Annotated in this window: 15 protein-coding genes and 2 tRNA genes; 8 read left to right on the top strand and 9 right to left on the bottom strand. The window is 61.6% G+C overall.

The annotated features are described in order from the left end of the window. Positions 1–45: 45 nt before the first annotated feature. Positions 46–426 carry a YgiW/YdeI family stress tolerance OB fold protein gene (locus BN1143_RS07695; protein ID WP_005305426.1) on the bottom strand — a complete coding sequence of 127 codons (381 nt, stop codon included), beginning with the start codon at positions 424–426 and terminating at the stop codon, positions 46–48. Between the two features lie 237 nt (positions 427–663). Between BN1143_RS07695 and BN1143_RS07690 the strand changes: the two genes are divergently transcribed. Beyond that, on the top strand, positions 664–1,680 hold the full coding sequence (locus tag BN1143_RS07690; RefSeq protein ID WP_005305430.1) for an SGNH/GDSL hydrolase family protein: 1,017 nt from the start codon (positions 664–666) through the stop codon (positions 1,678–1,680). A 61-nt stretch (positions 1,681–1,741) separates the two neighbouring features. On the opposite strand, the gene BN1143_RS07685 is transcribed toward BN1143_RS07690, so the two are convergent. Then, complete coding sequence (locus BN1143_RS07685; RefSeq protein WP_026141191.1) at positions 1,742–2,476, bottom strand: substrate-binding periplasmic protein; 735 nt, start codon at positions 2,474–2,476, stop codon at positions 1,742–1,744. Between the two features lie 232 nt (positions 2,477–2,708). Here BN1143_RS07685 and ompA point away from each other — a divergent pair, with 232 nt between their 5' ends. Beyond that, a complete protein-coding gene (ompA, locus tag BN1143_RS07680; protein WP_042050245.1) occupies positions 2,709–3,767 on the top strand; it encodes a porin OmpA in 1,059 nt (352 codons plus the stop codon). An 85-nt stretch (positions 3,768–3,852) separates the two neighbouring features. Here the strand turns inward: ompA and BN1143_RS07675 are convergent, their stop codons facing one another. Genes BN1143_RS07675 through BN1143_RS07665 form a run of 3 tightly spaced genes read right to left on the bottom strand, consistent with a single transcriptional unit; the run spans position 3,853 to position 7,341 of the window. After that, complete coding sequence (locus BN1143_RS07675; protein ID WP_017778389.1) at positions 3,853–4,422, bottom strand: PqiC family protein; 570 nt, start codon at positions 4,420–4,422, stop codon at positions 3,853–3,855. Further along, complete coding sequence (gene pqiB / locus BN1143_RS07670; protein ID WP_005305443.1) at positions 4,422–6,068, bottom strand: intermembrane transport protein PqiB; 1,647 nt, start codon at positions 6,066–6,068, stop codon at positions 4,422–4,424. Before pqiB ends, BN1143_RS07675 begins: the two co-directional genes overlap by 1 nt. Further along, on the bottom strand, positions 6,061–7,341 hold the full coding sequence (locus tag BN1143_RS07665) for a paraquat-inducible protein A (protein ID WP_026142031.1): 1,281 nt from the start codon (positions 7,339–7,341) through the stop codon (positions 6,061–6,063). The genes pqiB and BN1143_RS07665 overlap by 8 nt, the downstream gene beginning before the upstream one ends. 177 nt (positions 7,342–7,518) lie before the next feature. Here BN1143_RS07665 and hfq point away from each other — a divergent pair, with 177 nt between their 5' ends. Next, entirely contained in the window at positions 7,519–7,878 is a 360-nt protein-coding gene (gene hfq / locus BN1143_RS07660; protein WP_005305447.1) for an RNA chaperone Hfq, read from the top strand. 146 nt (positions 7,879–8,024) lie between these two features. Here the strand turns inward: hfq and BN1143_RS07655 are convergent, their stop codons facing one another. The 4 genes from BN1143_RS07655 to dapA form a co-directional block, all read right to left on the bottom strand. Next, positions 8,025–8,615, bottom strand: coding sequence for an HAD family hydrolase (locus BN1143_RS07655; protein ID WP_042050184.1), 591 nt, complete (start codon positions 8,613–8,615; stop codon positions 8,025–8,027). 65 nt (positions 8,616–8,680) lie between these two features. Further along, on the bottom strand, positions 8,681–9,784 hold the full coding sequence (locus BN1143_RS07650) for an EAL and HDOD domain-containing protein (RefSeq protein WP_042050183.1): 1,104 nt from the start codon (positions 9,782–9,784) through the stop codon (positions 8,681–8,683). A gap of 4 nt (positions 9,785–9,788) precedes the next feature. Further along, entirely contained in the window at positions 9,789–11,429 is a 1,641-nt protein-coding gene (locus tag BN1143_RS07645) for a GGDEF domain-containing protein (RefSeq protein ID WP_017788195.1), read from the bottom strand. Between the two features lie 94 nt (positions 11,430–11,523). Then, positions 11,524–12,396, bottom strand: a complete 873-nt coding sequence (gene dapA / locus BN1143_RS07640) for a 4-hydroxy-tetrahydrodipicolinate synthase (protein ID WP_042050182.1) — start codon at positions 12,394–12,396, stop codon at positions 11,524–11,526. A gap of 280 nt (positions 12,397–12,676) precedes the next feature. Between dapA and rsmC the strand changes: the two genes are divergently transcribed. From rsmC to BN1143_RS07615, 5 genes are all read left to right on the top strand, one after another. Continuing rightward, on the top strand, positions 12,677–13,705 hold the full coding sequence (rsmC, locus tag BN1143_RS07635) for a 16S rRNA (guanine(1207)-N(2))-methyltransferase RsmC (protein WP_042050181.1): 1,029 nt from the start codon (positions 12,677–12,679) through the stop codon (positions 13,703–13,705). A 149-nt stretch (positions 13,706–13,854) separates the two neighbouring features. Next, on the top strand, positions 13,855–15,072 hold the full coding sequence (gene glgC, locus BN1143_RS07630) for a glucose-1-phosphate adenylyltransferase (RefSeq protein ID WP_005305468.1): 1,218 nt from the start codon (positions 13,855–13,857) through the stop codon (positions 15,070–15,072). After that, positions 15,062–16,522: a glycogen synthase GlgA gene (gene glgA, locus BN1143_RS07625; RefSeq protein WP_042050180.1), complete on the top strand. Its 1,461-nt coding sequence runs from the start codon at positions 15,062–15,064 to the stop codon at positions 16,520–16,522. Before glgC ends, glgA begins: the two co-directional genes overlap by 11 nt. Before the next feature lie 116 nt (positions 16,523–16,638). Next, positions 16,639–16,724, top strand: a tRNA-Leu gene (locus BN1143_RS07620). Positions 16,725–16,779: 55 nt separating this feature from the next. Continuing rightward, a tRNA-Leu gene (locus BN1143_RS07615) sits at positions 16,780–16,865 on the top strand. Position 16,866: the final 1 nt, after the last annotated feature.

Here is a 16,866-nt window from a genome sequence, read left to right as displayed (position 1 = left end):
CCTCATGGAGGCGCCCTTGTTACGTCTGGCGTGCGGAATCAGCCCTTATTTGGCGATGAAACCACCCTTGCTCTGCGGGGCGGCGCCCACCTTCTCCAGCTTCTCCACCTCCACTTCGGTCTTGTTCCAGCTGTGGTCCACCTCGCCACGGATGCGGATCAGATCGTCCGGGCCCACTTCGGTGCCACGCCACACGTCTTGATCCACTTCCACTTCCACCTCGCCACTGGCGTCGCGGAACAGGTAGTTCTCGCCGCCCAGGTGCTTGACCAGCTTCCCTTCCAGGGTGGCCCAGCTGTCATCGGCCAGATCCTTCAACTGCGCGACGGACACCTTGTTCTGCTCCTGCGGGCCGGTATAGGCCGCCATGGCGAAAGAAGAGATGGACATCAGGGTCAACAGACCGATTACGCTTGCCTTGTTCATTTCATGCTCCTGTCATTGGGTACGGGTGCAGTCTGCCTGCCGGGGCGTGAAACAAACGTGAAGCCTCCCCATCTGGGTGAAGGGGATGTGACCGTAATCGATTTAATCAGCCCGCACTGCTGCGAAATAAAATTCGGCCTTATACCCTGCAAGATGGCAAAACAGCTTCCCAGCACCTTTGCCTATCGAGGAACAGCCTGCAGGCACCACCTGCTTCCAATCAATGAGAACAACAAGATGAAGAAATGGTTTGTGTGTTTATTGGGACTCTTCGCGCTGACAGTTCAGGCAGCCGACAGTCGCCCCGCCTTCTCCCGGATCGTGATGTTTGGCGACAGCCTCTCCGACACCGGCAAGATGTACAGCAAGATGCGCGGTTATCTCCCCTCCAGCCCTCCCTACTATCAGGGCCGCTTCTCCAACGGACCGGTCTGGCTGGAGCAGCTGACCCGGCAGTTCCCGGGGCTGACCATCGCCAACGAGGCGGAGGGGGGCGCCACCGCGGTGGCCTACAACAAGATCTCCTGGAATCCCAAGTATCAGGTCATCAACAACCTGGATTACGAGGTGACCCAGTTCCTGCAAAAGGACAGCTTCAAGCCCGATGATCTGGTGATCCTCTGGGTCGGTGCCAACGATTACCTGGCCTATGGCTGGAACACCGAGCAGGATGCCAAGCGGGTGCGCGACGCCATCAGCGATGCGGCCAACCGCATGGTATTGAACGGCGCCAAGCAGATTCTGCTGTTCAACCTGCCGGATCTGGGTCAGAACCCCTCGGCCCGCAGCCAGAAGGTGGTCGAGGCGGCCAGCCATGTCTCCGCCTACCACAACCAGTTGCTGCTGAACCTGGCACGCCAGCTGGCCCCCACCGGCATCGTCAAGCTGTTCGAGATCGACAAGCAGTTCGCCGAGATGCTGCGCGAGCCGCAGAACTTCGGCCTGAGCGACACCGAGAACGCCTGCTACGGCGGTGGCTATGTGTGGAAGCCGTTTGCCTCCCGCAGTGCCACCAGTGTCGCCAGCGACAGCAGCCTCTCCGCCTTCAACCCGCAGGAACGCCTCGCCATCGCCGGCAACCCGCTGCTGGCCCAGGCCGTGGCCAGCCCCATGGTGCGGCGCAGCGCCAGCACCCTCGACTGCGAAGGCAAGATGTTCTGGGATCAGGTTCACCCCACCACTGTCGTGCACGCCGCCCTGAGCGAGCGGGCCGGTGCCTTCATCGAGGCTCAGTACGAGTTCCTCGCCCACTGATGACAAAGGGCCGACGACAGTCGGCCCTTTCTGTTGCGCAGCCCTCACAGGCCAGCACGGCTCAGCGGTAGCGCTTCACGATGCCGTCGTAGATGCCGTTCTGCTTGATGGTGGCCAGCGCCTCCTGCAGCCGCTTGACCACCTCGGGCGAGGTTTTCAGACTCGCCGCCACGTAGAGATCCCCCCCGGTAAAATCCTCGATGTCGTGCACTATCTTGAGGGTGGACGGCCCATAGCCCGCCTGGCGCGCATAGTAGTAGGCCGTCTCCTGCGACACCGGCCAGAGATCGATGCGCCCCATCAACAGTTTGAGCAGATTGGCTTCATGGTTGTTGTTGCGCTGCAGATTGGAAAAATTGCGGCTGATGAGGTACTGCTCCAGCGCGTCGTTGCGCACCGTGCCGATGGACCAGGCTCGCGCCTGCGACAGCTGGCTAAAGGGCTTGATATCGTCGCGCTTGGCCAGGGCGAACACATGGAAGTCGATACGCGCTATCACCCCGATCCACTGGAACTGCGCCTCGCGCTCGGGGAAGCGGCTGATGCTGTAGATGAGCACGTTGGGACGGCTGCGCGCCAGCGAGATGGCCCGCGCCCAGGGGTAGATGTCCAGGCTGTATTCGAAGCCGGCCTCTTCCAGCATGGCCTCCACCACCTCGGTGCCCAGCCCCTTGACCTCGGCCTCTTCCAGATAGTTGTAGGGGGCATAGTCTTCGGTCACCACCTGCAGGGTTTCGGCTGCCCAGCCCGGCACCAGACATAACGCCCAGCACAACCATATCCACCTGATGTTCATGCTCACCTCGCTGCAGACTCGCCTCGCTTAACTATTGCGCCCCCTCGGCAGAGCGCAAATCACGGCGGCAAATTGCGGCGATGAAAATCACATTATGTTTTATATCAGTTGCTTGAGAACCCAGGGAAAGCGACTACCCTTACTCTGTTGTGGCTGTGCTATAAGCCCGACCCATAAGGAGAGGCGACCCCGTCAACCTCCCCTCAACAATATGAAATTGCAGAGGCTCAACATGAATAAAACACTGATTACCTTGCTGGTTTCAGGCTTGCTTGCGGCCAACGCCCAGGCAGCCGGACAGGACAACACCTGGTATGGCGGTGCCAAGCTGGGTTGGTCCAACTTCTATGGCGTCGATCACAACCAAGATATCAAGGACAACTACGCCATCAGCGAAGAGGACAAGAACGATGTCGGCGCCGGCGCCTTCCTCGGCTATCAGGTCAACCAGAACCTGGGCTTCGAACTGGGTTACGACTGGCTCGGCAAGTACAAATACACGGCGACCGACAAGCTGGATCCCACCGACATCGGCCGAGACGAGATAAAAGCCCAGCTGGCCCAGCTCACCATGAAGATCGGCATGCCGGTCAGTGACAGCCTGGATCTCTATACCCGCCTCGGTGGCGCTTACGCCTGGACCGACAGCAAGCAGTTCGACAATGACAACGGCGCCGCCTTTGTCGGGGCGCTGGGGGCGGAATACGCCTTCAACCGTGACTGGGCCGCCCGCCTCGAGTACCAATACACCACCCCGCTCGGCGACAACTCGCTCGACAAGGCCGGGGCCGAACTCGACAACGGCCTGCTGGCGGTCGCCGTGGTCTATCGCTTCGGCCAGGTCGCCCCCGTGGTGGCGGCGCCGATGCCGGCTCCGGCCCCCGAACCCGTGATGGTCGACAAGCAGTTCACCCTGAGCTCGGACGTGCTGTTCGACTTCAACAAGGCGACCCTCAAGCCGGCCGGTGGTCAGGCGCTGGATAACCTCTACAGCCAGATCGAGCAGGCCAGACCCAAGGATGGTGTCGCCACCGTGATCGGCTACACCGACCGTATCGGTTCCGATGCCTACAACCAGAAGCTCTCCGAGCAACGTGCCCGGACCGTCGCCGACTACCTGGTCGGCAAGGGTCTGCCGGCAGACAAGGTCAACGTGGAAGGGCGCGGCAAGGGCAATCCGGTCACCGGCGACAGCTGCACCAGCAAGTCCAAGCGCGAGCTGATCGTCTGCCTGGCCCCGGATCGCCGGGTCGAGGTCAAGGTCGAAGGGATCTCGGAAGTTCAGCAGTGATCCTCAAGCGTGGCTGACGGCCACGAATGAAAAACGGGAGGCCAAGGCCTCCCGTTTCATTTTGAGTCGGTGCATCGGCATCTCGTCAGGCGCCCTTGCGCACCTCGGCCGCAATCTGGTCGAGCAGTTGCTGCCAGCCAGCCCCCAGCTCGCTCACCAGAGTGCCGTAGCCATCGGCAGGCAGCACCCGCACCTGCTGGAAGGGGACGTCACGCAGGACAGAGCCCTCTTCGGTCAGCAGGCGCCAGCGGCCGCTCAGCACGGCGCGACCGTCGTGGCGGCCCTGGAAGCGCTCCACCGAGATGGTCAGCACCGGCCCCTTGCGGGCTCCATCCTGCCGCACCACCCAGCCCGGCAAGCGGCTGGAGAGGCCGTTCAGGGTCAGCTGATCGAGCTGGGCATCCAGCGACCCCGCCCAGCGATGGTATTCGGCGAAGTGCAGCTCCTTGCCCTCCAGCTGATAGACCAGGCTCATCCGATCCAGCTGGCCGGACAGAGAGACAGGTTTGAGCACCAGCTGATGCTGCGGCTGCGCCACCACGGCAGCCGGTTGCTGCGCCTCGGCGTCGAGGGAGTAGTAGTGCAGCTGCGTCGGTGCCGCGCTGCAACCCGCCAGCAGGCCCAGCAAGGCCAGCGTCATCATCCGTTTCTTCATCATTGACCTCGCTTGGGCTCGGGATCACGGGGACGAGCCCGATCGAAAATCAACGAGCTCGGCTGCTCGTTGAGCGAATGTACCAACGGTTGCAACTCGCGCATCAGCTGGTTGAGCGACTGCACCGACTGCCGCAGATCCTGGTTGGTCTGGGAGTTGGCATCATACTCCTGCAGCGTGCTCTGCAGCTGTTTCAGGCTGTCGTTGAGGGACGCCGGCAACTGCTGGGTCGCGCTCTGACCGGTGAACTTGTTCAGGTTGGCACTCAGCGCACTGACGTTCTTCAGGGTCTGATCCAGGGTCGCCAGGGTGTGGTTGACCTGGTTCAGGGTCTGGGCGGTGTCCATGTCGACGAACTTGTCGAGGATCTGGTTCACCTTGCGTTCGATCTGATCCAGCCCTGCCTGCACGGTCGGGAATACCTGATAGCCCGCCAGCTTGGTGGGCTGGAACTTGGGCGCATCGGGGTAGAAGTTCAGATCCACCACCTTGCCCCCGGTCAGCAGGCTGGAGGTCTTGAGCGTCGCCCGCAACCCCTCCTTGAACTGCTTGCCGAACAGGGCGCGCCACTGCTCCTTTTCCGCGTTGGCATAGCGGTGGGAGAGACGCTGCACCTCGATCCGCGCCAGCACCGGGATCTGCCGGCTCTGGAACATCTGCACCCCTTTCTCGTCGATGAGATAGGGCGCCGAGATGACGGTACCGACCCGGATGCCGCGATACTCCACCGCCGCCCCCGGGTGCAGGCCACCGACGCTGTCCTCGAACAGGAACACGTAGTCGATGAACTGATCTAGGCTACCGGCCAGCACGCTGGCCTGATCCTGGAACAGGGTGAAGTCGTCCATCTGCTTGACCGGCTCGCCGGGTGCCCAGCCAGGGGGCAGCCCCATGGTGATGCCACCGTCCAGCAGGCTCTCCAGCGAATCCATCTTCACCTTCATCCCCTCGCTGCTCATGGAAACTTCGAAGCCCGGGGTCATCCAGAAGCGGGAGTTGCTGCTCACCAGCACGTCATAGGGGGCATTGATGAAGATCTGGTACTGCATCTCGCTCTTCTCGGGCAGGAACTTCGCCTCTTCCACCTGGCCTATGGTGAAGCCCTGGTAGTTGATGGGCGAACCCACCCCGAGTGCTCGGGTATCGCGGCTGCTCAGCGATAATCGCAGCCCCTTGGCGTCCTGGGAGGCCAGCGGCGGCTTGTCCAGCATGGCGTACTCGTCGCGCGCCTTGCCCTTCTTGCCGGGGGCCAGCTCGATATAGGCGCCGGAGAGCAGGGTACCTAGGCCCGACACCCCTTCGCGTCCCACCCGCGGCTTGACCACCCAGAACTGGCTGTCCTTCTTGAGCATACCGGCGGCGGCATTGGTCAGGCGGGCCTTCAGCACCGCGTGGCTGTAGTCATCGCTGAGCTCCACCGCCTCGATGCGACCCACCTCCACCTCGCGGGAGCGGATCATGGTCTTGCCCGCCACTATGCCTTCGGCCGTTGCCACCGTCAGGGTGAAGCTGGGACCTTGCGAATACCAGTGCTGGAACAGCATCCAGATCCCGATGAACAGCGCCAGCAGCGGCACCATCCAGATTGCGGCGGCCGAGCTCAGAAAGTCCGAGCCAGGTTTCCACCTCTTCTTACGCTCACTCACGTTCGCGTTCTCCTTGTTGTAAATCCCAAATCAGGCGGGAATCGAAACTCATGGCTGCCACCATGGTCACCAGCACCACACCTGCAAAAGCGACGGCCGCAGGGCCCGGATAGATGGTCATCAGGTTGTCGAGCCGGATCAGACCCGCCAGGATGGCCACCACGAAGACGTCGATCATCGACCAGCGCCCCACAAATTCAGTCATGCGATAGAGCTTGAGCTTGCCAAGGGGCGAGGTGCCCTGCCCGCGCTGCACCATGTAGCAGAGCCACAGCAGCGCCAGGATCTTCACCAGCGGCACTACCACGCTGGCGAAGAAGATCACCGCCGCGATGGGATAGGAGCCCATGGCCCACAGCACCAGCACCCCGCCCAGAATGGTGGAGGGGCTGTCATCCCCGAGGAAGACGGTATCCATGATGGGATAAAGGTTGGCCGGCACATAGAGGATGATGGAGGTAAAGAGCAGGGCCCAGGTACGGTTCAACCCGCCCGGCTTGCGGCTGTGCAGATGCTCGCCGCAGCGTTTGCAGCTGTGGGCACCGGCTTCGCTCAGGGCGCCGCAGATGTGGCAACCCACCAGGCCGGCGCTCATGGCGCTGGCCTCGTCGTCATCCACCGTCACGCCATGCGGCTCGCTCGGCCCGAACAGCCGCTGCCACAACCACATCCGGTCCAGCGACGAGATCATCTTGATCAGCAGCAGGGTGTAGCCGACGAAGGCCCAGAACGACAACCCCATCTTGATGTCGGCCATCCCCATCAGTTTGACCAGGGAGATGAGCACCCCGATGAGGAAGACATCCACCATCAGCCAGGGCTTGATCCGGCACAGCAGCCGACCGAGAGAGCGCAGGGCATTGCTGTGCAGATCCTTGTCGACCCGCCACAGCACCAGCATGATGGAGCCCATGTAGACCAGTGGCAGGCCGATGAGGGTCAGGCTCAGCACGGCCCCGAGGAACAGGTAACCCTGATCCACCAGGGTGGTGATGCACTGCAGGAAGGTCATCTCCTGCCCCACCCCCTTGGCGGAGAAGGACATGAAGGTAAAGGCGTTGGAGAGCACGAACATGATGATGGCCGCAAAGCCGTAGGCGATGGGCCTGCGCTCCTGTTCCGGCAGATGGCGGCTCAGGGTATGGCCGCAGCGCGGACAGCTGCTCGCCTCCCCCACGGCCAGCGTGGTGGCCGGCACCAGCAGGTCGCACTCTTCGCACGCGGTGGCGTCATGGGTATAGGTGGGTTGATGTTGGTGTGAAACCGGATGCAAGATGAAACCCCAGCATGAGGCCCGCCACGGGGCCAGAACCGCCAATTATTACAGCAGCGGCCCGTGCCGACCAGCCCTCTCATTGCACCACCTCGACCGGGCGTGAGAATGACTTTGACAAGCAAGTGACCATTTAGCACAATCAAACGCCACTTTTTTTCCGCGGGACAATAATTTATGACAACTGAATCCCCAAGCTACTCCACGATCGAGCAAGCCTTCTCCCTCGGGAACGGGCAAGATTCTGCCCTCAACTGGTTGCGCAAAAACCGCAGTCAGGTCGCCATCTTCCTGGTGAGCGGCATCAAGCTGGAGGGGACCATCAGCGGTTTCGACCAGTACAGCGTGCTGCTGACCGATGCCCATGGCAACCAGCAGCTGGTCTACAAGGCCAAGATCTCCACCATCGCTATGCACTCCGGCCGGCCGCAGGTCAATATCCAGCGTGCTCGCAAGCCTCGCGTCTCCATGGCACCGCGCCCCCACGGCGCACCCGGTCGTTACGACGACAACCAGGGCGGCAACAGCGACCAGTAAGGCCATGCCCATGTCACCCCGCGACCATCGCTGCGTCAGAGGGTGACCGAGTCCATTCCCATTTGTCATGACAGTCCCGTATGGGAATGGACTTTCTACCTCAGCGCCCATGATGACGCTCTCTGCCCAGATTCAATGCGGCAGCTTCAATACTGCAAGCCGACCGGTCTGCCCTCCCTAACCATGCAGGTCTGCATCCCCGCAGCCTGACCGGCCTGTACGCCAATCCCCGTATCCTCGAACACCAGACAACCCGCCGGATCGACCCCCAGCTTGCTGGCCACCAGCAGGAAGGTATCCGGGTGGGGTTTGTGCAACTCGACATCATCGGCCGTCACCACCACGGAGAAGTAGCGATCCAGCCCGGTATTGCGCAGCACGGCGGCGGCATTGACCCGTGGTGAACCGGTGCCGATCCCCATGGGGATGCGACCATGGTAACGCTCGACCAATGTCTGCATGGCCGGGAAGACGGTCGCCTTGTGCAGGTTGGCCACGTAGTGTTCGGTCTTGCAGCGGGTCACGATGAGCGGATCCAGCGCAATCTGTTGCTGCTCGGCCGCCAGCAGGGCGATTTTGCGGCTCGGCATGCCGCCCAGTTCATAGAACCAGTCGGGGTCGAAGTGAAAGCCAAACTCCCGGGCCGTGTGCGCCCAGGCGGCGAGGTGCAGCGGCATGGAGTCCACCAGGGTGCCGTCGAGGTCGAATACCAGGCCTTGAAAGCCGGAGAGGGTCATGGTGCGGGATCCGTGTCTGAAAAAGGGCCCCTATTCTAGCCAGAGCCCCTCTCCCTCGCCACGGCCTAGGTGGCGAGAAACGCTTGCCCCCACATTTGTGCCTGAAAATAGATGGGAGTCAGCTTGGCGGGATCCAGCTGATAAGTAGGTGCCAGCTGGGCCAGCAGTGGCCAGTCGCCCTGTTCATAGCACTTCACCAGCTGAAACAGATGAAACAGCGGTCCCTCACGAAACTCCAGCGCTCGCTTCACGTCCTTGGGCAGATGGGCCTTGAGCTGTTCGGAGAGCAGCGACCCGTCCAGCACCAACCCCACCAGGAAGGCCCAGCTGGCGGCGGACTTGCCGAGCGCGCTCAGGGCGATCAGCTCGCAGAAGCGGCCGCGGGCAATGGCCATGCGGGTGCAGGCCTCCGGAATGTGCTGACTGACCCTAGCCAATCCGTAGATAAGCACGAACTTGCGGATCTCCTGCTCCCCCAGATAGGAGAGCGCCCGGTTCACCGAAACGATGGGGCTGGCATGATCGAAGCCGGGGGCGTTGACGTAGCTCAACAGCTGCCCCGGCAGCCAGGCATCCTGCTGCAGCAGGGTCGCCACCCGGGCGAAGGAGAACTCCTCGTGACAGATGAGCTGCAGTATCTCCTGCACCAGCTTCATGTCCGGCTGGGCGGCACGCTGGTTAACCAGCTCGGGGCGTGCCAGGAAGCCGCCGGCAAAGAAATCGACCCCTGCCTCCTTGAGCGGCAGAAAATCCCCCCAGCTCTCGATGCCGAGGGCCATCCGCTTGTGTTCGGTCGGCTGACGGATCCCCTCCTCCCCCATCCAGAACACCAGCAGACGGGAGGCGCTGAGCCAGCGCTGCTCGCGCTGGGCACCGTGCACCGCCAGCCGGCGCCGGTAGTCGCGCCACTGCTCCAATACGGGAAAAGAGGTGGGCAACCGTTCGGCCGAAGCCTCTACCAGTGGAATGGTGTCCTGATCGAACAGCAGGGGGCGCAGCTCATCGAGCTGTTCGTGGGTGAAAGGCAGCAGATATTGGCGCCCCTGTGCCAGCAACCGGCACTGGGCGGCCAGCAGGGGCCATTCGGCAGGGTCGGCAAGCTGATAGTCAATGCCATAGGCCACGAGAGCGAGACGACGGTTGAAGATGGGATAACGACGTAACAACATGGGCTCACCGATAGGCTAGCGTACACGCCCTCCCCTGCGATTTGGCATGATAGAGCGCCTGATCGGCCTGTTCGGTCAGGCTCTGCCATGTTCCATCCAGCGAGGGAACCAGATAGCTAAAGCCTATGCTAACCGTAATGAAATCAGCAACTCGGGAGGCTGGATGCGGGATTTTTAATTCACTGAGCCCCTGGTGAATCTGTTCCGCCAGCCGCTCCGCCTCACCGGGTTGTGGGCCGCACAGCAGGATCACGAACTCTTCGCCGCCGTAACGCGCCACCAGATTGGTACGCCGCCGTTCCGCATCCTGCAGCAGGGCGGCCACCTGTTGCAGACACTGATCCCCCTTGGCATGGCCGAAGTGATCGTTGTAGGACTTGAACTCGTCCACGTCGATCATCAGCACCGCCAGCAGACTCTGGTGCCGGCGCGCCCACTCCCACTCCCGCTGCATGGTGAGATCCCACTGGCGACGGTTGGCGATGCCGGTGAGGGGATCTTCCAGCGACAGCATGGAGAGCCGTTTGTTGGCCTCCGCCAGTGCCCGGTTGCTCTCCGCCAGCTGCATGGTACGCTCGCTGACCCGCTGCTCCAGCTCGCGGTTGAATCGTTCAAGCGCCGCCTGGGTACGCTGGCGGATCAGCAACTGGGAGAGCATGGCGGCATACTGCTTGAAGATCTCGCTCTGATAAGCCTTGAGCGGCCGGCGCCACAGCAGGTTGTCGGCGGCGATCCAGCCGATGGGAGTGGCCCCGTCCCACAGCGAGACCATGGCATTCCAGCCACGCCCCACCTCCTGCTTTTCGTAGTAGAGCGGCGCATCCTCCAGCACCAGCACATAATCCTTGCGGCGCAGCGCCTCCTGCACCGTGGGGTGATCAGGGATCGGGCTGATGAAGTGGTGCTCGTCGATCAGCTCACCCACCTCGTTGGTGCCCCAGGTGCCGTGCATGGTCTTGAACTCGGCATCCACCAGGAAGATGGCGATGCGGTCGAACTGCAGCTCCTGACGAGCCAGCGCCACCGCATCGTGCAGCAGCTGGTGTTCACTGTCACAACGCGCCAGCTTGACTCCCACCTGGTGCAGCGCCTGCAGCATGCTGAGGAAGGAGCCTTGCAGCGCCTGGCTGCGGATGAGGTCGGCCTGGGTGTGCAACCGCTGATCCCGCTCCAGATCGACCTGGCTGGCCAGCAGCCGGCTCTCGAGCTCGGCGGCAAGATAGTGCATCAGCAGCTGGATGCCTTGTTGCTGGCGCCGGGGCAGGCGATCGATGCGGCGGCGGGTCTCCAGGTAGACCACGGCCTCCAACCCCTTGTGGCGCTTGAGCGGGAAACAGGCGCGCAGGCGCACCGTCTGTGGTTCGACCGTTTCCCAGAGCTCGTTGTGCTGGGCGAGCGGCTCCACCATCAGTTGTCCCTTGTCGAGGGCGTGTTCGATGAAGAGGATCGGTAACTTGAGGGGGGCGACGGCATCGGCCGTCAGGCTGACCAGTCCCTGATCGAGCTGGAAGCTGTAGAGCTGCGACTCGGGGGCGCGCAGCCACAAATAGATCTGTTCGGCTTCGGTTTTTTCCCTGATTGCCGCCAGTGTCACTTCACAGAGGTGTTCAAAGCTGGTGAAGTGCTCTGGATCCCATTCCTGCATGCCTGCCATCCTTGGTTGTATCCAAGCGAGTATATCGGCAAAGCCTGCACTTTAATTGACTGGCCAGTCAAAAGCGCGATCCAGAGCCCATTTTTTATAACAAATTCAAGGCGTGCATCGCCTCGCGGATGCGGGTACGCGTTGCCTCGGAGAGCGGCATCACCGGCAGGCGGCACTCCTCGCTACAAAAGCCCAGCAGGGAGACGGCATACTTGGCACCGGCCGGGCTCGGCTCGGCAAACATCGCCTGATGCAGCGGAATGAGTTTGTCTTGCAGTTCACGCGCAGCTTGCCACTGGCCGGCCAGCGCCAGGTTCTGCACCTCGGCCACCAGCTTGGGGGCCACGTTGGCCGTCACCGAGATACAACCCTGACCGCCGCCGATGTTGTAGGCCACGGCGGTGGCATCTTCACCGGAGAGCCAGGAGAACGGCTTCTTGATCAGCTGGCGCTCCACCCAGGGGCGGGCCAGATCGCCGGTCGCATCCTTCACCCCGGCGATGCGCGGCAGCTCGGCCAGGCGGGCCAGGGTCGCCGGCTGCACGTCGACGATGGCGCGCGGCGGGATGTTATAGACGATGATGGGCTTGCTGGTGGCGTCGTGCACCGCCTTGAAGTGGTGATAGAGCCCCTCCTGATTGGGACGGTTGTAGTAACCGGCCACGTGCAGGGTGGCATCGGCCCCCATCTGCTCGGCATAGCGGGTGTATTCGATGGCTTCAACCGGGTTGTTGGAACCGGCGCCGGCGATCACCGGGATGCGGCCAGCCACCAGTTTGACCACCAGCTCCACCACCCGGCAATGCTCGTCGTGGGTCAGGGTCGGACTCTCCCCCGTGGTGCCCACCGGCACTATGCCGTGAGTACCCTGTTCGATATGCCACTCCACCAGACGTGCCAACGCCTCTTCATCCAGTTTGCCCTGTCGAAAGGGGGTGATCAGGGCGACGATTGAACCTTTGAACATGGAATTTCCTTCTCCGTTGACTCATGAATGTGGCAATAAAAAACCCCGGTACGATGTGCGCAACCGGGGTTTGAATCTGCTCAGGGATGAGAGGTTACGCGCGAACGTCGGCAGGCCCGAATGTCAGGCTTTTTTTATGCTTTCGTTTCAACCCGTTGAACCGCATTGCGTCATCTCTGCTCAAAAAATGGTGTCTGGGCATATTTCGGGAACACGGCATAAATGTCAAGGCGAAAGCGGCTATGTATAATGGCCGCCCAAAATTGCGTGGAGAGACCCGATGAGCAGCCCGATCAGTGCCGTCAGCCAGATGCTGGAACGAAACCAAGCCCTCTTTGTCGGCAAGCGGCTGCTAGTGTGCGGCGCCCTGGAGGATGACTATCCGCGCCAGCTGGCAACCCTGACCCACTCCCTCACCGTGTTTACCACGGATTACTGCTATTACCGCAGCCAGCAGGCCGCGCTGGGCGACGCCATCCTGTTCGATCACCAGCTGGGTGGCGCCCCCCGCTTCGATGCCCTGCTGCTGCTGATGCCCAAGGCCAAGGCCGAAGCCCAATACCTGCTGGCCATGATGACCCCGCTGCTGGCAGCCGGTGCCGAGCTGTTCCTCGCCGGCGAGAACCGCGGCGGCATCAACGGTGCCGACAAGCTGCTGGCTCCCTATAGCGAGAAGCCGGTCAAACGCGATTCGGCCCGTCGCTGCTCCCTCTATCACGGCGAACTGAGCAAACCGGTGGCCCCGTTCGAGCTGGACGCCTGGTTTGGCCGCTACCAGTGCCAGGCTGGCGATACCGAGCTGACCGTGCTGGCCCTGCCCGGCGTGTTCAGTGCATCCGAGCTGGATCTGGGCAGCCAGATGCTGCTGGCCAGCCTGCCGGCCATGCAGGGATCGCTGCTCGATTTCGGTTGCGGCGCCGGGGTGATCGGCTCGGTGCTGGCCAAGCGCAATCCTGAACTCAGGGTCACCATGGTGGACATCAATGCGCTGGCGCTGGAATCCAGCCGCCGTACCCTGGCCATCAACGGCCTGCAGGGCGAGGTGCGGGCGTCCGACGTCTATTCCGACATCCAGGAAAAATTTGACCGCATCGTCTCCAACCCGCCGTTCCACGCCGGTCTCAAGACCTTCTACGCCGCCACCGAAACCTTCCTGGCCAAGGCGCCGGAGCATCTGTCGCCGCAAGGCACCCTCACCATTGTTGCCAACGCCTTTCTGCGATATCAGCCTATACTGGAGACGCACTTCAAACGGACGGAAGTGATCAGCAGCGATGCCAAATTCAAGGTCTATCTGAGCAAAGTGTAAATAAGTGTAAGCAGTCACCGGAAACAGGTAGAGAGCCCCATACGGGATCTGATAAGGTAATTGACACACCTCAAACCACCCCTTTAGGGGTGTTTTTTTGCAGCAAGCTGAAAACCTTTTCATAGTATGAATTCAGGGAGAGAAATACGATGGCAGGCATACTCACCATGATCCTGGCGGGCGGCGAAGGTACTCGCCTCCAGCCACTCACCACCACCCGCAGCAAGCCCTCGGTTCCCTTTGGTGGCAGCTACCGACTGATCGACTTCGTGCTCAACAACTTCGTCAACGCCGACTTCCTGCGCATCTACGTGCTTACCCAGTTCAAGTCCCAGTCCCTCTATCTGCACATGAAGAAGGGTTGGAACATCGTCGGCATCACGGATCGCTTCATCGACCCCATTCCGGCCCAGATGCGGATGGGCAAACGCTGGTATGACGGCACCGCCGACGCCATCTACCAGAACCTGCGCTTCATCGAGATCTCCGACCCCGAGCACGTCTGCATCTTCGGCTCCGACCACATCTACAAGATGGACGTGAGCCAGATGGTGAGCTTCCACAAGCAGAAGGCTGCCGCTCTGACCGTCGCCGCCCTGCGCATGCCCATCGAGGAGGCGAGCGCCTTCGGGGTGATCGAGGTGGATCAGGAGGGCCGGATGATCGGCTTCGAGGAAAAACCCAAGCGGCCCAAGCACATCCCCGGTGATCCCACCCAGGCGCTGGTCTCCATGGGCAACTACATCTTCGAGACCGAGTCGCTCTATCGCGAACTCAAGCGCGACGCCGCCGAAGAGAACTCCAGCCACGACTTCGGCAAGGACATCATCCCCAGCCTGTTCCCGCGTGCCCCCGTCTATGTCTACGACTACAGCACCAACGTGATCCCGGGCGAGAAGCCCAACGTCTACTGGCGCGATGTGGGGACGCTGGACTCCTACTGGCAGGCGCACATGGACCTGGTGGCCGACGATGCCCCCTTCTCCCTCTACAACCGCAAGTGGCCGCTGCATACCCACTATCCGCCGCTGCCGCCCGCCACCTTCGTCGACACCGACGACTGCAAGGTGAAGATCGCCAACTCCTTGATCTCCGGTGGCTGCTTCATCCAGGGCAGCCAGATCCAGCGCTCCATCCTGGGTTTTCGCTGCAACATAGGCCCTTGCAGCCACATCAGCGAGTCGGTTCTGCTCGGTGACGTGAAGATTGGCGAGGGCTGCTCCATCCGCCGCGCCATCATCGACAAGAACGTTGAAATTGCGCCCGGCACCGTGATCGGTGAAAATCTGGACCATGACAGAGAGCGATTTACCGTGTCCGAAGGCGGTATCGTCGTGGTACCTAAGGGAGCAAGAGTTGGCTATTAACCCACTGAAAATCCTGTTCGTTGCCTCGGAAGTTGAGGGGCTTGTGAAGACCGGGGGCCTGGCGGACGTAGCCAGAGCCCTGCCGCTGTACCTGGCCCAGAAGGGACATGATGTCAGAATCATGCTCCCCTTCTACAAGACGATAAAGCGACGGGATGAGGCCAAACTGCTGGTCTCGCGCTGGTTGCCAACCCACCCGGGCCTGCCAGATATAGGCTATCGCATCTATCAAATGGATCTCGAAGGGGTCTGTGTCTACCTGCTCGACTGCCCGCAGTACTTCGATCGCCCCCAGCTCTATGCCGAAAACAACCAGGCCTATCCGGACAACGGCGAGCGTTTCGCCTTCCTGGCCGCCGCCGCGCTGCACGCCTGCGAGCAGCTCGCCTTTGCCCCCGAGATAGTGCACTGCAACGACTGGCACACCGGCCTGCTGCCTCTGCTGCTGAAAACCCGACACGCCCACAACCCCTTCTTCCAGCACACTCGCAGCGTGATCAGCATTCACAACGCGGCGTTCCAGGGGGTATTCGAGCGCCAGCAGTTCTGGGCCGTGCCCGAGATTGCCGACTACGAACAGCGCATCAGCTATGACTACGGCCACGTCAACCTGCTCAAGTGCGGGGTGCTCTATGCCGACAAGATCAACGCGGTCAGCCCCAACTATGCCAGCGAATTGCTGACCCACCTGGGGGCCCACGGCATGGCCAGCGTCTTCCAGCAGCGGGCGGCGGATCTGCGTGGCATCCTCAACGGCTGCGACTATCAGGACTGGGATCCAGCCTTCGACGACTTCCTGCCAGCCACCTATGACGTCGACAATCTGGCCGGCAAGGGCGTCTGCAAGCAGAGCCTGCAGCAGGAGCTGGGCCTGCCGGTGGTGGACCTGCCCATCTACGGCATGGTGTGCCGGCTGACCGAACAAAAAGGCGTGCATCTGCTGCTGCCGGTGCTGGACAAGTTTCTCCATCACAAGGTGCAGGTGGTGATCGTCGGCTCGGGAGATCCCTCCCTCGCCACCCAGCTGCACACCCTGGCCCAGCAATTCCCGGACAGGCTCGCCTTCATCAATACCTATGACGACCGGCTCGCCCACCTGGTGGAGGCCGGTGCCGACTTCTTCCTGATGCCCTCCCTGTTCGAGCCGTGCGGTCTCAACCAGATGTACAGCCTGGCCTACGGTACCCTGCCGCTGGTACGGGCGGTCGGCGGCCTGAAGGATACGGTGGTGGACTGGGATGCCGATCCGGCACATGCGACCGGCTTCTGCTTCAACGATCCGACCGCCAACATACTGCTCGATGCCATGCGCCGCAGCCTGCTCTATTACCTGCAGGACCCCGAGCAGTTTGCCCGGGTTCAGCGCAATGCCATGAATACCCGTTTCAACTGGCCCGATTCGGTCATCCAGTACGAACAGATGTATCGGGACGCCCTGGCTCGCCAGTGACGCTAATTGCTGAAGTTTTGTCCCCTTGATGCTGCTTTGGGCGTCAACAGCGAAAAAAGTACCTTCTGGCTGTTGACGCCCCCCCAAAACTCTATAGAATCCCCCACCGCAGTGATGCGAAGGTGGCGGAATTGGTAGACGCGCTAGCTTCAGGTGTTAGTGTCCCACGGATGTGAGGGTTCGAGTCCCTCTCTTCGCACCATACTGCAACATGCTCTTATCAGACGGCATATAAATCCAGACTGATAACCCGATGTGCGAAGGTGGCGGAATTGGTAGACGCGCTAGCTTCAGGTGTTAGTGCCCCCCGGGTGTGAGGGTTCGAGTCCCTCTCTTCGCACCAT

The organism is Aeromonas dhakensis, from assembly GCF_000820305.1.
Classification (GTDB): Bacteria; Pseudomonadota; Gammaproteobacteria; order Enterobacterales; family Aeromonadaceae; genus Aeromonas; species Aeromonas dhakensis.
The sequence above is the reverse complement of the archived record's forward strand: the minus strand, read 5'-3'. Positions and strand labels throughout refer to the sequence as shown.

Bases quoted from the DNA above. Each gene is read 5' to 3' on its own strand.
- BN1143_RS07655 (WP_042050184.1), bottom strand. From the start codon at position 8,615: ATGACCCTCTCCGGCTTTCAAGGCCTGGTATTCGACCTCGACGGCACC.
- BN1143_RS07650 (WP_042050183.1), bottom strand. From the start codon at position 9,784: ATGTTGTTACGTCGTTATCCCATCTTCAACCGTCGTCTCGCTCTCGTG.
- BN1143_RS07685 (WP_026141191.1), bottom strand. From the start codon at position 2,476: ATGAACATCAGGTGGATATGGTTGTGCTGGGCGTTATGTCTGGTGCCG.
- BN1143_RS07695 (WP_005305426.1), bottom strand. From the start codon at position 426: ATGAACAAGGCAAGCGTAATCGGTCTGTTGACCCTGATGTCCATCTCT.
- BN1143_RS07690 (WP_005305430.1), top strand. From the start codon at position 664: ATGAAGAAATGGTTTGTGTGTTTATTGGGACTCTTCGCGCTGACAGTT.
- hfq (WP_005305447.1), top strand. From the start codon at position 7,519: ATGACAACTGAATCCCCAAGCTACTCCACGATCGAGCAAGCCTTCTCC.
- glgC (WP_005305468.1), top strand. From the start codon at position 13,855: ATGGCAGGCATACTCACCATGATCCTGGCGGGCGGCGAAGGTACTCGC.
- BN1143_RS07645 (WP_017788195.1), bottom strand. From the start codon at position 11,429: ATGCAGGAATGGGATCCAGAGCACTTCACCAGCTTTGAACACCTCTGT.
- dapA (WP_042050182.1), bottom strand. From the start codon at position 12,396: ATGTTCAAAGGTTCAATCGTCGCCCTGATCACCCCCTTTCGACAGGGC.
- ompA (WP_042050245.1), top strand. From the start codon at position 2,709: ATGAATAAAACACTGATTACCTTGCTGGTTTCAGGCTTGCTTGCGGCC.
- rsmC (WP_042050181.1), top strand. From the start codon at position 12,677: ATGAGCAGCCCGATCAGTGCCGTCAGCCAGATGCTGGAACGAAACCAA.
- BN1143_RS07675 (WP_017778389.1), bottom strand. From the start codon at position 4,422: ATGAAGAAACGGATGATGACGCTGGCCTTGCTGGGCCTGCTGGCGGGT.